This window comes from Acinetobacter sp. YH12052, assembly GCF_013419835.1.
GTDB lineage: Bacteria > Pseudomonadota > Gammaproteobacteria > Pseudomonadales > Moraxellaceae > Acinetobacter > Acinetobacter amyesii.
Genome location: NZ_VOZI01000002.1, coordinates 117,224 through 132,306, shown reverse-complemented (window position 1 = coordinate 132,306; position 15,083 = coordinate 117,224). Strand labels below are relative to the sequence as shown.

The 15,083-nt window shown below is 41.0% G+C and carries 15 protein-coding genes; 8 read left to right on the top strand and 7 right to left on the bottom strand.

What is annotated here, in order from left to right; genetic code table 11:
• Positions 1 to 20 precede the first annotated feature (20 nt).
• Positions 21 to 1,454, bottom strand: coding sequence for an MFS transporter (locus FTU06_RS01875; protein ID WP_180144569.1), 1,434 nt, complete (start codon positions 1,452 to 1,454; stop codon positions 21 to 23).
• 208 nt (positions 1,455 to 1,662) lie between these two features.
• Positions 1,663 to 2,883 carry an acyl-CoA dehydrogenase gene (locus tag FTU06_RS01870; protein WP_180144566.1) on the bottom strand — a complete coding sequence of 407 codons (1,221 nt, stop codon included), beginning with the start codon at positions 2,881 to 2,883 and terminating at the stop codon, positions 1,663 to 1,665.
• Positions 2,884 to 3,129: 246 nt separating this feature from the next.
• On the opposite strand from FTU06_RS01870, the gene FTU06_RS01865 reads away from it, so the two are divergent.
• The 7 genes from FTU06_RS01865 to FTU06_RS01835 all read left to right on the top strand — a co-directional run bounded on the left by FTU06_RS01865 (position 3,130) and on the right by FTU06_RS01835 (position 9,197).
• Positions 3,130 to 4,065, top strand: coding sequence for a LysR substrate-binding domain-containing protein (locus tag FTU06_RS01865; protein ID WP_180144563.1), 936 nt, complete (start codon positions 3,130 to 3,132; stop codon positions 4,063 to 4,065).
• 104 nt (positions 4,066 to 4,169) lie between these two features.
• Positions 4,170 to 4,871 (top strand): Sir2 family NAD-dependent protein deacetylase, encoded by a 702-nt coding sequence (locus FTU06_RS01860; protein ID WP_180144560.1) that lies wholly within the window; start codon positions 4,170 to 4,172, stop codon positions 4,869 to 4,871.
• Positions 4,872 to 5,058: 187 nt separating this feature from the next.
• Positions 5,059 to 6,003 (top strand): ABC transporter permease, encoded by a 945-nt coding sequence (locus tag FTU06_RS01855; protein WP_106984397.1) that lies wholly within the window; start codon positions 5,059 to 5,061, stop codon positions 6,001 to 6,003.
• Positions 6,003 to 6,884, top strand: coding sequence for an ABC transporter ATP-binding protein (locus FTU06_RS01850; RefSeq protein ID WP_106984398.1), 882 nt, complete (start codon positions 6,003 to 6,005; stop codon positions 6,882 to 6,884). Before FTU06_RS01855 ends, FTU06_RS01850 begins: the two co-directional genes overlap by 1 nt.
• Before the next feature lie 81 nt (positions 6,885 to 6,965).
• Entirely contained in the window at positions 6,966 to 7,982 is a 1,017-nt protein-coding gene (locus tag FTU06_RS01845; protein ID WP_180144557.1) for an isopenicillin N synthase family oxygenase, read from the top strand.
• Positions 7,979 to 8,860, top strand: coding sequence for a hypothetical protein (locus tag FTU06_RS01840; RefSeq protein ID WP_180144554.1), 882 nt, complete (start codon positions 7,979 to 7,981; stop codon positions 8,858 to 8,860). Before FTU06_RS01845 ends, FTU06_RS01840 begins: the two co-directional genes overlap by 4 nt.
• Positions 8,861 to 8,867: 7 nt before the next feature.
• Positions 8,868 to 9,197, top strand: a complete 330-nt coding sequence (locus tag FTU06_RS01835; protein ID WP_168377505.1) for a multidrug efflux SMR transporter — start codon at positions 8,868 to 8,870, stop codon at positions 9,195 to 9,197.
• A 140-nt stretch (positions 9,198 to 9,337) separates the two neighbouring features.
• Here the strand turns inward: FTU06_RS01835 and FTU06_RS01830 are convergent, their stop codons facing one another.
• From FTU06_RS01830 to FTU06_RS01810, 5 genes are all read right to left on the bottom strand, one after another.
• A complete protein-coding gene (locus FTU06_RS01830; protein ID WP_180144551.1) occupies positions 9,338 to 10,138 on the bottom strand; it encodes a sulfite exporter TauE/SafE family protein in 801 nt (266 codons plus the stop codon).
• Positions 10,139 to 10,183: 45 nt separating this feature from the next.
• Positions 10,184 to 10,678: a flavin reductase gene (locus tag FTU06_RS01825; protein ID WP_180144548.1), complete on the bottom strand. Its 495-nt coding sequence runs from the start codon at positions 10,676 to 10,678 to the stop codon at positions 10,184 to 10,186.
• A 104-nt stretch (positions 10,679 to 10,782) separates the two neighbouring features.
• Positions 10,783 to 11,811, bottom strand: a complete 1,029-nt coding sequence (locus FTU06_RS01820) for a methionine synthase (protein ID WP_078193780.1) — start codon at positions 11,809 to 11,811, stop codon at positions 10,783 to 10,785.
• A 270-nt stretch (positions 11,812 to 12,081) separates the two neighbouring features.
• Positions 12,082 to 13,071, bottom strand: coding sequence for a putative oxygenase MesX (locus FTU06_RS01815; RefSeq protein ID WP_180144545.1), 990 nt, complete (start codon positions 13,069 to 13,071; stop codon positions 12,082 to 12,084).
• Between the two features lie 474 nt (positions 13,072 to 13,545).
• A complete protein-coding gene (locus FTU06_RS01810) occupies positions 13,546 to 14,433 on the bottom strand; it encodes an NAD(P)/FAD-dependent oxidoreductase (protein ID WP_180144541.1) in 888 nt (295 codons plus the stop codon).
• Between the two features lie 108 nt (positions 14,434 to 14,541).
• Between FTU06_RS01810 and FTU06_RS01805 the strand changes: the two genes are divergently transcribed.
• Positions 14,542 to 14,982: an Rrf2 family transcriptional regulator gene (locus FTU06_RS01805; RefSeq protein WP_180041507.1), complete on the top strand. Its 441-nt coding sequence runs from the start codon at positions 14,542 to 14,544 to the stop codon at positions 14,980 to 14,982.
• The last annotated feature ends 101 nt before the right edge of the window (positions 14,983 to 15,083 follow it).

The window sequence follows — 15,083 nt, the reverse complement described above, 5'->3', positions numbered from 1 at the left end:
TATGGCACAGATCTTTTTATTTATTTTGCTGTTGCAGTTTTTGCATTAGTTTTTTGCGCTGCATCAGCAGCATGTGTATCTAAACTTAAACTGGTCAGTTTTTCTTTTTCCGCATCTGAAGAAAACGATGCTTGTTGCGGGTCATATTGACGTTCACGAATGAACAAGCCAGGAATAACACCTGCAATAAAGTACGCAGCTCCCATTACAATAAAGGCCATGGTGAACGATCCGCCAGCGGCAATCATACCAATGGTTGCAGGTGCAATGGCTGCGCCTAAGCGTCCCATATTGTAAGCACCGCCAATGGCTGTTCCGCACACATCCGTAGAGAAACTTTCTGCCATATAAGTTGCATTTACACCGTATGGAATACCGTATAAGAAACCAAAAGTTACGAGTAAATAGGCAATGTTGCTTGGTGTGTTATAGAAAATGATGATCGGTAAAAATGCTGCCGTAGCTACCGTACCAAACACAAAGGTAATACGACGTCCGAACTTGTCAGCGGCATAGCCGGCTAAAATTTTACCCAGAATCATGGCGGTATATGCACCTACCATATAGCCTGTCATGGCTTTAAAGTTCATGCTGAGTTCAGTTTCTAGATACGTTGGCATCCAGTTGTTAACACCGTAATAACCGAATTGTAGAAATGCAGCGGTCGACATCCAAAAGAAGAACATTTTGCGATGATTAGTGTGTCCAAAAATACGTTTATAAATACTTTCAGAAGGTGCATTTTGATTGACTGCAGCTTGCTGCTGTACAGGTTCAAGTTTTAATTCACGGCGTTTTAGCTGCTCAATTTTTGCTTCCTGCCAAGATTTTGGTTCAGGAACAAAACGCATAAAGATCAGGGCAAAAGCAGCAGGAATAATCGTGACATAAAATAGCATGCGCCAGCCGTGATCTGGAATAATGGCACCCGCCATCAGCGTTGCAACGATATACCCCACGGTTTGACCCGTTTGCAAAGTCCCAAGTACCGTTGTGCGGTATTTGGTTGGTACATATTCTGCCATGAGCGTATTACACGCCATATAAAGTGAACCCAAACCAAAAGCGCCAATAAAACGTAAAATTAAAAATTGTTCATAGCTTTGGGTAAAGCCTAAAATACATGTCATGATTGAGAAAAATACTACTGACCAAGCAATAGTTTTCACACGACCAAATTTATCGCACGCCCATCCACCAGAAATACCTCCCAGCGCCATCCCTGCTAAAGAAGAGCTGCCAAGCATTCCTGCTTGAAATGTACTTAAACCAAATTCAGCCTTTAAACTGGTGAGACTGAATGACAGCAACATGATGTCTACACCATCAATCACCAAGGAAATAAAGGCAAAAATAAAGGCCATTTTCCAAGTGTTGCTGGTAATACGATGCATCGTGCCCACGTTAGAAGGCAATTTGAGCGTTCCTGCTCCGTTTTGCATTTCGTTATTCATTTCTTGTTCCTCATTTTCCCAAATGAGTCATCGGCATTCCTATGTCTGCACATTTGCCTTTTTTATTCTTTTTATTTCATCACTGCTCAGGCTATTGCACAGAGTTACAAGAGTGTTTCACGATGAATCCTTTATTGATTAAGTTTATTTTTGCATAAAAAGTCTCTAAGGCACTCTATGTAGAGCACCTTATTGATATTGAATTCAATTAGTTACCAAAAGCCGCGATGCCTGTTTGCGCACGACCTAGAATCAGTGCATGTACATCATGTGTGCCTTCATAAGTGTTGACGACTTCGAGGTTAACCAAATGGCGGGCAACACCAAACTCATCAGAAATGCCGTTACCACCCATCATGTCACGCGCAACACGGGCAATATCTAAAGCCTTGCCACAGTTGTTACGTTTAATGAGTGATGTGCCTTCTACTGCAGCTAAACCTTCATCTTTCATACGTCCAAAGCGAAGCGCAGCTTGTAGCCCCAAGGCAATCTCAGTTTGCATATCCGCCAATTTCTTTTGAATCAGCTGATTCGCCGCCAATGGTCGACCGAACTGTTTGCGGTCCATGGTGTATTGGTGCGCTGTGTGCCAGCAGAACTCAGCAGCACCCATTACGCCCCAAGCGATACCATAACGTGCACTGTTTAGACAGGTAAATGGACCTTTTAAACCACGTACTTCTGGAAAAGCGTTCTCTTCAGGGACAAAAACATTGTCCATGACAATTTCACCAGTAATCGAGGCACGTAAGCCAACTTTACCGTGAATCGCTGGTGCTGATAGCCCTTCCCAGCCTTTTTCCAAAATAAAACCACGAATGTCTCCTACATGACCTTCAGGCGATACTTCTTTCGCCCAAACCACAAACACATCGGCAATTGGGCTGTTGGTAATCCACATTTTTGCGCCAGTTAGACGGTAACCACCATCCACTTTTTTTGCACGAGTAATCATGCTACCCGGGTCAGAGCCATGATCAGGCTCAGTCAGGCCGAAACAGCCAATGTACTCGCCTGTTGCCAACTTTGGCAGGTATTTCTGTTTTTGCTCTTCAGAGCCAAATTCATTAATTGGCACCATCACCAAAGAACTTTGCACGCTGGCCATAGAGCGGTAGCCAGAATCTACATATTCAATTTCACGTGCAACTAATCCATAGCTAACATAGTTTAGACCTGCGCCGCCGTATTGCTCTGGAATCGTTGGGCCAAGTAAGCCAAGCTCACCCATTTCTCGGAAAATTGATGCATCAGTTTTTTCATGTCGAAATTGTTCGAGTACACGTGGCTGTAAACGCTCTTGGCAGTAAGCATGTGCAGTATCACGGATCATGCGTTCTTCTTCAGTTAATTGCTGTTCCAAAAGAAACGGGTCTTGCCAGTTAAATTGTACTTTTGCTTTTTTTACATTGACCATTTGATTCATCGCATCCTCTGCTTTTTCAGGTTTTCGTTGTTTTATTTGATGCTATGTGTGAAAAGTGATTCATTCAAACGATTAATTTGCATGTAGATATGCGCCTTTCGCATACCTAAGCTTGGCTCACAGCGTGTTAAGCACTTTAGCCACTGATTTGAACTGCGGATTGCTTTATTTATAGACTATAGTGGTATATGAAAATCATTCTTATATGCCATTTTGTGATACCTATCGATAAAAAGGACTTTATCTATGCGGCGTAATATTCCGTCTTTGCAAAGCTTAATTTGCTTTGAATCTGCTGCAAAACACGCAAGTTATACGCATGCTTCTCAAGAGTTATTTATTACGCAAAGTGCCGTGTCACGCCAAATTCAGCAGCTTGAAGAGTACTTAGGTGTCATGCTATTTAGCCGAACACGTCACGGTGTCGATCTCACAGAAGCAGGCAAGCAATATGCAAAAAGTATTAAACCCTTTTTGCAAGGCATCGAAAAAAGCACCTCAGATATCATGACGCACAAAGGCTTAGGCGGTACTTTAAAGCTCGGTGTTGTCCCAACCTTTGCCACACGTTGGCTGTTGCCAAAATTACATAAATTAAATGCACAGCATCCTGAAATTACCGTGCATTTGGAAACCAGTACCAAACCTTTTTTGTTTAATGAAAATGTCTTTGACGCGGCGATTTTTGCAGGAACGCAACAGCAAATTGAGCATTGGCCTGGCATTCAAGCGCATTATTTAATGGATGAAGAAGTGGTTCCCGTTTGTTCCCCCAAATTGATTGAAAACAACTTTCCACTTGCGGAAATGACAGATGATCACAGTTTTAATTTAAGCGATGAAGAGTTACTTCAATTGCCCTTATTACAGCAAACCACCCGTCCAAGTATTTGGCAAGAATGGTTTCAAGCCCATCAGCTTCAGCATCCCAAACCATTTGATGGTCAGCGACATGAATTATTTTCTATGCTTTCTGTGGCCGCCAGTCATGGCATGGGAATGGCACTGATTCCACAAATGCTGATCGAAGCAGAACTGAGAAAAAAAGAATTGGTGATTGCATCAAATAAAAAACTGCACGGTAGCAGAAAGTATTATTTGGTCCACTCGAGTCAAGACAGTTCACCGCAAATACAAAAATTTGTCGATTGGGTGCTACAAGAATTGCATCAGCTGAGTTGAAGTAATCGCTATATTTTGAGTACAGTAAATTCGCTGAATCATCCATTCAATACATGCAACCGTACGCATTGGACTCATCAATTAAAATATAAGGCTAAATATCTATGCAAAAAATTGTGGTGTTTTCAGGTGCTGGTATGAGCGCAGAAAGCGGCATCAATACTTTCCGTGACAGCGATGGTCTTTGGGAACAGCATCGTATTGAAGATGTTGCTACACCAGAAGCTTGGGCACGTGACCCTGCTTTAGTACAGCGTTTTTATAATGAACGCCGTAAACATATTTTAGCCGCAGAGCCAAATACAGCTCATAGATTGATTGCTGAACTCGATGATTTTTTTGATGTTCAAGTTATTACACAGAATATTGATGATCTGCATGAACGTGCAGGCAGTCGAAATGTACTGCACCTGCATGGCAATATTCGTTACGCAAAAAGCTCTTGCCCTCAGGCTCCACACCCAGAAGAACTATTTAAAGTAGAAGGTTCAGATTTAAATTTAGATACAGACAAATGCCCAGCTGGTTATCCACTCAGGCCCCATGTGGTGTGGTTTGGCGAAGCAGTTCCAGCTTATGACGATGCCAGCATAAGCGTACAAAGCGCGGATATTTTTATTGCGATTGGTACGAGTTTAGCGGTCTACCCTGTGGCTGGATTGATTCACCAAATTCGACCGAGCTGCCGTGCATTTTATATTGACCCGAAAGCAGATTATCAGCGTGTACCTGAGCAATATGAACTGATTAAAGCAGGTGCCAGCGAAGGCATGAAAAAGCTATTTGAGCAATTAGTTGCGCCATAAAAGTACATTTTGGCATTGTTCTAGATCCAAAAAATCATTTTGCCTGCTACCTTGGCAGGCTTTTTCAGATATTTAGTCCATTCAACTTTATCAATTGCAGTTAAATCACGGCATACAGGCCTTTGGCATTCTAATTGCTTAACAGTATTACGTTTTATTAAAAAAGTAATATTGGGGCTTGGTCAGTATGGGTTATGTCGCAAGAGAGCTCAGTCCGAAAAGCAAGCTATTGCTCGGCTTCGGATCATTTTTAATTCCTGTGCTTATTTGGTGTGCAGTGAGTTATTTGCCATTTTTATGGCATCCACAGGTGCAAATTACTCAGTCTGGCAGTGTGTCGTATTTGCAAGTCGATAGCCGTGTAGACAAAGCGGTGTTTTATGCCGAAGCGCAATCTGCGGTCAATGCAGGTGCAGAACCACCGCAAGGTAAACTGGTCAATCCAATCTATCTACCTGCACCGCATGAAGTGGCAAAAGCGCTGGTCACAGCCTTTATTACCCCGCCAGCCCAACCAGATGCCCCATGGTTTCATCAAAGCTTATGGCACAGTATTAAAATTGTGTTCAGCGCTTTTTTTATCGCCTCTCTCATCGGTATTCCGCTGGGTATTCTTTGCGGTTTTTCTCAAAAAATATCTCAACTGACAGAACCCTTTGTTGAGTTTTTCCGCTACTTGCCCGCTCCTGCTTTTGGTGCCTTAGCCGTTGCGATTTTAGGCATTAATGATGCACCTAAAATCGCCATTATTGTGATTGGTACGCTATTTCAGCAAATTCTAATTATTGCGAATACCACACGGATGGTAGACCGTGGCCTGATTGAAGCAGGTTTTACGCTAGGTACCAATAAATTAAAAAGCTTATTTCATGTGGTGATTCCAGCGGCGCTTCCCGACATTTACCGCGATTTACGTGTATTGTTGGGCTGGGCTTGGACTTATCTGATCGTATCTGAACTGATTGGCACAACCTCTGGGATTACGTGGTTTATTACTCAACAAGCGCGTTACCAAAACTTTGACAATGTCTATGCCGCGATCCTCATCATTGGAGTGATTGGTTTGGTGTGCGATGTGGTGCTAATGAAACTCGGTCAACGTCTATTTAAATGGAAAGCAGGAGCAAAATAATGAACAGCACAGAGTTTAATGCCACCACTTATTTCGATGCAATTTATGCACGCCCTGTCATTTTAGAAGCAAAAAAACTTACACAAAGTTTTAAACACGGCAAGACTGAGCGCACTATTTTAAATCAGTTGGATTTAAAGATTCATAAACGTGAATTTATCTGCGTGATTGGCCCATCGGGTTGCGGTAAATCGACCTTTAGCCGAATTGTGGCTGGACTTGACCCTTACAGTAGCGGTGAATTGCTGATCGATGGCCAAGTCATTGAAGGACCAAGCCCTGAGCGTGGCATGGTGTTTCAAGGCTACACGCTTTTTCCATGGAAAACGGTCAAAGAAAATGTGATGTTTGGCCCTTTAATGAAAGGTGCCAGCAATGCCTCGGCTGAATCCAACGCCCGCGAATGGATTGATATTATTGGTCTAGAAAAATACCAAGATCAGTACCCGCATCAGCTGTCTGGCGGAATGAAACAGCGCGTTGCTATTGCCCGCGCATTGGTCAATGAACCAAAAATATTATTGATGGATGAACCGTTTGGCGCGCTTGACCCGCATACCCGTCAAAAAATGCAAAAACATTTAATGGATCTTTGGCAAAACATTGATATCACCATCATTTTTGTGACCCACGATATGGATGAAGCCATTTTATTAGCGGATCGTATTGTGGCGCTCAAAGCCAATCCTGGTGAAATTAAAGAAATAATTGAGGTCGATTTACCCCGTCCTCGTAATCCTGAACTCATGCTGAGTCCTGAATTTAAACAACTGCGCGAACGGGTGGATTTCTTGGTGCATGCGCAGGAAGACGAGCTCGACCCAGCGATGGAAAACCTACCGAAAATTCCGCGTATGACCCAAGTCAGTACGCAAAAATAACTGGATTAATCCCTCTTCATCTTTAGGACGGCCTAAATGATGTACTACAGCGTTGGACGGCCAACATTATAGGAATTGAAGATGAATGAATCTTATGTTTTGCCACTTGTTGATATTTCAAAAATGCAAAGCACGGAATTGTCAGAACGTTTAGAAGTAGCCAAGGCACTAGATCAAGCCTGTAAAGATGTTGGTTTTCTATATTTAAAAGGTGATCAGTTCAATTTTGATTTTGCTACATCACTGATTCAGGTGGCAAAGCGCTATTTCCAACAAGATACCGCCAGTAAAATGCAACACTATATTGGACTGTCGAAAAATCACAGTGGCTATGTGCCGATTGGTGAAGAACAATTTGCAGGCAACAGCTACGACTTAAAAGAAGCCTATGACGTCAATTATGATTATCACGGCGAAACGACAGCATTTCCTTTGCTTGGCCCTACTTTATGGCCAGATGATGCCACATTTAAAAGTACCGTCAGTGATTATTACCGCCATTTACGCAGTATTAGCGAACAAATTTTTCAGGCCTTTGCTTTAGCATTGAATGTCGATGAGCATTTTTTTGAGCGCAAAATTACCCATCCGACCAGCCAACTGCGTCTAATCCATTATCCCTATAACCCTGAAGTGAAAGATGCTGAAGGTATTGGCGCACATACAGACTATGAGTGTTTTACACTGCTCTTGCCGACTGCACCGGGTTTGCAGGTATTAAATAAACAAGGTGAATGGATGGATATTCCTTTGATTGAAAATACTTTGGTGATGAATATTGGCGACATGATGGAAATTTTGTCGAATGGCAAATATTTGGCCACCAAGCACCGTGTTAAAAAAGTCTCTGAAGAGCGTTACTCTTTCCCTCTGTTCTGTGCCTGTAATTACGACACAATTATTGAGCCTGTACATTCTACTGAAGCGCCCAAATATCAGCCCTTAATTGGTGGCGAACATTTATTTAATCAAACCGCGCAAACCTTTAGTTATCTCAAAAAACGTATCGCTTCAGGAGAGCTGAGTCTAAGAAATGCTGTGCCGTTGTCATCGTTTGGTATGGATGAAAATACAGAAGTACAAGGAGCAAGCGCATGAATCTATTTCAAGCTTTAAAACAGCTTCCAGCCAGCCAAGAGTTTTCAGGCCCTATTCCAGACTATTTGTATGGTGCTTTTCGCCGTAAAAGCATTAGTTTTTCGAATGGATTAACGGATGAAAAAACCATTGTGTATTGGTTTCAGTCACGTAGTTTTACCATCGATCTACGTTTAAAAAGCCGTGAAAATACGCCAGTGAATGAGCGTCAAGGATGGATTGGAAATACCCTTTGGAATGCTGAAAAGCAATTATTGTCTTGGGATGTTAAAGCACACTCAAATTATCAAAATCATGTGCAATGGCCAGAACCTGCAAAACTACATGCGATTGGCAACTGTATTTTAGAATTCTCTCCAAGCAATGCCTATGTCGAAGACTGGCGTCAACAAGTGCATGAAGGGCTATTCTTAGGCCTGCGGTTGAAGTCAGCCCTCGATGTAGAAAGTCATCAACCCTTGCAGATGGATGGCGGTTTAATTATTTGTGATAAGCATGTGGCCTTTGCACTGAGTCGTTTACCTGCAGATCAGCAAACAGTTGCCAGCGTCAACATATCATCTGCACCTACTATGTATGAAAAAGTGATTGAAAGCTTTGAAGTATCCATCGCTGTAGATGGTCTGCATAAGTACTATACAACGACTTTCTCTCAGCAAGATCAATCACTTAATTTTGATCATTTTGAATTTATTGATGAAACACATTTAAAGCAAAACCTAATTATTAACGGTCAAGCAATGCAGCTGATATTTGAGGTGGATATTTATGTTCCACATTATGCATTTCAGCATCGCACTGATACCACGACAGAAAGTACAGATTGGTTACGAAATGAAAAACAGCACCTCTTGCACCATGCAATAGAATGTCTATAGGAAATCAATGTCGTTTATATATTTGCTCATTGCAATCATTGCCGAAGTGATTGCTACATCCGCCTTAAAAGCCAGTAATGGCTTTACTGAACTTGTGCCGATTATTTTTACCGTATTGGGATATGCCATTGCGCTCTTTTTTTTAGGTTTGACCTTTAAATCGATTCCTATGGGATTGGCCTACGCCATGTGGTCCGCTGCAGGCATTGTACTGATTTCTTGTGTGGGCTGGATTGTGTTTAAACAAAATTTAGACCTGCCTGCCATGATTGGTTTGGCCTTTATTTTATTGGGTATTGTGATTATTAATGTTTTTTCTAAAAGCACAGAGCTTTGAAATGTCAGTTTTAAAATGAAGTTTTTAAATAATGTCTCTGAAATTTTAAAGACTTAAATTGCTTTAGATAAAAATGCTCTAGCTTGCTGTTGCACACTAGAGCATACGTTTCGAATGAATTAACTGTGATCAGTCGGCTTCTATAAAATGCCTTTCACTAGAAAAAAGCATCCAACAATACATAACAGCACAGCAAAACATTTTTTCAGTACTGCTGGTGAAAGCGCATGCGCAGTTTTCGCGCCATATTTAGCCGTAAAGAAACTCATCACACTAATGCCCAAAAAGGCATAGATATGAATAAAGCCAATGGTATTTGGAACTTCAACTTGCTGTTGCATACCAAAAAACATAAAGCCTAATGCACCAGCAATGGCAATGGGTAAACCGCAAGCCGCAGACGTCCCGACCGCTTTTTGCATCACCACGCCATTTGCCGTTAAATACGGTACCGTAATACTGCCGCCGCCAATCCCGAAGATGGCCGATGCAACGCCGATACCCGAACCTGCTGCAATTTGCTTAGCTGTAGATGGCAGTGTTTTGTTTGGATCGAATGGCTTTTTTGCTCCCATAAACATGGTATAAGCCACCCAAAGTAAAAACACACCGACAATCATTTGCAAATGTAAGCCTGACAGCCAGCCTGCAATCCCAGCACCAGCAAAACAACCAATCGCCATATACGGAGCTAAATTTTTAAATACAGGCCAAATCACAGCACCATTTTTATTGTGCGCCATCAAGGAGCTGATCGATGTCACAACAATCGTAGCCAAAGATGTGCCGAGCGCCAAATGCATAATCACATCGGGACTATAGCCCATTTGGCTAAAAACAATATAGAGCAAAGGCACAATGATAGTACCGCCGCCAACGCCAAACAGCCCCGCAGCAAAACCTGCAAATGCGCCAATAATTAAGAAAGTAATGAGTTCCACGAAATAGATACTTTTAAAGTGATGTATTGAAGAAGTCTGACTGGTTTAAGCCAACTCCACTTGACCCACAGCATGATAAGCGCGGTTGAAATATACCAAGCTTTCCTCCTGCTGACTTTGCTTGATTGCAACCACACGGCACATAAACACACTGTGCGTACCCACTTCTTGAATCTGTTCAATCTGACAGTCAAAACTGACCAAAGCATCTTTTAATATCGGTGAACCTGTTTCTAATACAGTCCAAGAACCCAATTTAAAACGCTCTTCCGAATTGAATTTGCTTGAAGCAAAAGCATTGGAAATTTGCTCATGCTGTACGCCTAAAACATTGACAGAAAGAACTTTATTTTCAAGAAAATGCGCATGAGAACGAGATGATTGATTCATACAAACCAGCAAAGTTGGCGGTGTATCTGTCACACTGCATACTGCTGATGCTGTAAATCCATGCATGCCTGCTTCACCCTCAGTCGTAATCACGTTGACTGCAGTCGTCAATAAAGACATTGCATTTCTAAAATCAGTTGCTTCAATCATCTCTTCAATCTCAATGGTCTATATGGCTTATCTCTTTCTCAGGTTTGGGCAATAACAAATTTAATTTCCTTATCGCCCTTACATGAAATTGAGTCAGCTCGAATTTATGCGGTCAATTCTTGGCGAATAATGGCAGCGCCTGCGCTTAGCGCATTTAGTTTGCCTTGCGCCACTTGGCGAGGTAAAGGTGCCATACCGCAGTTCGTTGAAGGATATAGCTTATCGGCATCTACAAACTGAAGCGCTTTGCGTAATGTATTGGCTACTTCTTCTGCTGTTTCAACCTGATTGGTTGCTACATCAATTGCGCCAACCATCACTTTTTTACCGCGGATGAGTTCAATTAAATCCATGGGTACACGAGAGTTTTGGCATTCAAGTGAGATAATATCCAGCTTCGATTGCTGCAATTTCGGGAATGATTCTTCGTATTGGCGCCATTCATTACCCAAAGTCTGTTTCCAATCGGTATTGGCTTTAATGCCATAACCATAACAAATATGTACAGCAGTTTCGCATTTTAAACCTTCAAGCGCGCGCTCTAAGGTCGCAATACCCCAGTCATTGACTTCATCAAAAAACACGTTAAACGCAGGCTCATCAAATTGAATAATGTCCACGCCTGCCGCTTCAAGCTCTAGCGCTTCTTGATTGAGGATTTTAGCAAATTCCCAAGCTAATTTTTCACGGCTTTTGTAGTGACCATCATACAAAGTATCAATCATCGTCATTGGGCCAGGCAAAGCCCATTTGATCGGCTGATTGGTTTGGCTGCGTAAGAATTTTGCATCATCAACAAACACTGCTTTCTTACGCGATACTTCGCCCACCACAGACGGTACACTTGCATCGTAACGATTACGAATACGCATCGTTTCACGCTTTTCGAAATCCACACCTTCAAGATGTTCAATAAATGTGGTCACAAAATGCTGACGGGTTTGTTCACCATCACTGACAATATCAATGCCTGCATGGATTTGTTCGTGCAAAGATAATTTCAACGCATCACGTTTTGCATCTAATAATTCTTCGCCTTCAAGTTTCCATGCTGACCACAATTTTTCAGGTTCAGCCAGCCAAGATGGTTTAGGTAAGCTGCCAGCAGTTGAAGTTGGGAGTAAAATAGCCATATTCGATCTTCTATCTCTATATTCTAAATTTTGCAAAAGTTAAAAAATCATCAAATACTTATTAAATTCATATTGAAAGTCCCTTCTCCCTATGGGATGAGGAGCATGCTCCGCAAGAGGATGAGGGAGTATTTCATATAAATCCTCTCCCTAACCCTCTCCTTAAAAGGAGAGGGAAATTTCTTTACGAAATAAATATTGATCACAAATTAACTGATGCATGAAACATATTCTTTAAAACAGCTGCTTTAAATCACAAGTGATTTAAAATTAAGCTGCGGCTGCATTTTCAATACTAAAATTAGCCGCCCACTCATTCAGAATGTCTTTATATGGCTGGATAAAGTTCTCTTCTGTCCATTTGCCCTGTTTAACCGCCAACTGACCACGTTCAACACGGTCATACACAATACGAGTTAATGAGTAATCGCCAAAGCTTAAGCTTGGTTGATACACTAAACCTGCTGTCGCATTGGTATTGTAAATTTCAGGACGGTAGATTTTTTGGAAGCTTTCCATGGTGCTGATCGCGCTGATCAGTTCGAAATCTGTATAGTCGCTCAGCAAGTTATTTGCTGAATAGAATGCCAATGGTGCAGTCGCATTTTCAGGTTTGAAGTAACGAACGCTTAAGCCCATTTTTGCGAAATAATCATCGGTACGTGAATAGTCATCATTGGTGTATTCCACACCTAAGATCGGATGCACATTTGCAGTACGGTAATAGGTTTTTGTAGTTGAAACACTTAAGCAAATAACAGGCTGTTTTTTGAATTCAGCTTTGAATACATCTGAATTGATCAAGTGTTGATATAGCTTGCCATGTAAATCACCAAAATCTTCAGGCTTTTCATTGAACTTACAACCTAGTGCAGGCAATACCACGCTGAAGTCATAGTCACGCACATACGATGAAAAACTGTTTCCGATCATGCCTTCAATGCGTTCATTGGTTTTATGGTCAATAATGGTGCTTTTTAATGTTTCAATAAACGGGAAAGTTTGCCCATTGCCTTTAACATCGAGCTCTGCAGAAATGATGTCAATTTCAAGTGAATAACGATCCGCATTTGGGTTGTCACAGCTGGCCAAAGTATTGAAGCGGTTATTAATCATTGCCAATGTACGGCGTAAGTTTTCTTCACGGTGCTCACCGCGCGCCAAATTGGCAAAGTTCGTTGTTAGACGTGTATTGTCTGCTGGTTTATAGTTTTCATCAAAGCGGATACGTTTGATTGAACATGCAAATTTATTACTCATGGAGATTCACTACCCTAAAATTAAAATAATCAAAATTTCTGTATGGAGTAATTTATACGTGAATCTTAAGATGAATAAAAATGATTTAACCTCAATACAAAGTGAGTGAAATTCATGTTTGGTAATTTTATAAGATGAATTTATTTCAATTTAGCTCAATGAGCGCACTTTAAAACTGATCACCCCAAAGAATAATATTCAATTAATTATTGTATAAACAATATCTTATGATTTTATTGTTTGCGTATTCATATCAGAATTTTGCTGATTTTTTGATGTAAAAATGAAACTCATCAATTAGAATGTCTACTTTTAGAATATGATTATTTATTAACCTAAGTGAATTAAACTCAGCTTAAACTGAAAAAAGATCAAATGATTAACTGATTTTGTGATTTCTTATATGTAGATACAAATATCTAAATTTCTCATTTAGATACTTGCCCTATCTTTGTTAGCAGCTATGCAATCACTTTAAAAAATGAAAGATTTATGCGCCACAATTCCTGTCATCGCACCATCACCTACAGATAATGCAACTGAACCGCCAGAACGGGTCACATCACCGCAAGCATAGATCCCTTTAACATTTGTTTCCTTGGCTGGCGAAGTTTTAATGGCCTCGCCATATTCATTGCAGTCAATCTCTAAACCTAAATGATGAATCCAATCTGCTTGCAAACGAGTCACAGTTGAAACAAACAAACCGTCAAGCACTGTTTTTTCACCATCATTAAAAATTACCTCACAAAGCCCTTCGATACGTGAAATTTTGCGCGTTTCAATCTGAATTTGACGTTTTGAAAGCTTCGCTAATAGCTCATCATCCAATTGATCTGCACTAATGGCATCATTTAAAAACAGCGTTGTATTACCCCAATCTGGTAGCATCAATGCCATATGTAACGAATGCATACCCGATACCAGCATGCCGACTTCACCTAAATTTAGTTCATAACCATCACAATATGGACAGTGATAAACAGATTTCCCCCAACGTTCGGCCAAACCATCAACTTGAGGCAATTCGTCACGTACGCCAGTCGCAATAATCATTTTTTCAGCTTGAATGTGCTGATCACCTGCGATAACTGAATATTTTCCATCAACCGCTTTTACATCTGTAACAGTTTCAGCAAGCCATGAAATCGTTGAATACTTTTCTAATTGTGCTTTAGCGTCTTCTGCAATAGCACTTGGGGAACGGCCATCTTGGGTTAAAAAATTATGTGAATGTTCGGCAAAACGATTACTGCGTTGCCCTGCATCAATAATTAAAATACGGCGACGTGCACGTGCTAAAGGTAAAGCCGCAGAAAGCCCTGCATGACTACCGCCAATAATCACAACTTCATAATTCATGTTCATAACGCCCTATATGTAACTTTTAAAGTTACTATATCATTTAATATGCGTATAAGAAACTTTTAATGTTACAATCTATAAATTCCCCCAATAATCTATTTCCTCATGCGTAAAGACAGTAAACTTTCACGAATGCTACATGTCCTGTTGCATATGGCACGTGAAAATAAACCTTTCACTTCAGATCAGATTGCCGAAATGCTGGAAACAAACCCTGTTGTGGTGCGTAGAACCATGTCTGGCTTAAAAAAACATGGATTTGTTGATTCTGAGAAAGGCCCTGGTGGCGGTTGGAGTTTGATTAAACCTCTGCATGACATTTCGCTGTATGACATTTACCTTGCTGTCGGTGAACCTTCAATTTTTGCGATAGGCAATGAACATTCAGCACCAGATTGCTTGGTAGAACTGGTGGTCAATCGGGCGCTTGATCATGCCTTTTTTGAAGCGCAAGAAGTGCTGATTAAAAACCTGAAAGCAACTCAATTAGACCAATTGGCACATGATTTTCAAATTGAATGGAATCAGCAAATGAACGTGAAATAAAATAAATAGATCTACAAATTTGTTTCAATTTTAAGTCACTGTACTGAATCTGACTCAGCTCAAACTTAGAAAAAATCAGCATATTCGAGCTTTGACATGTC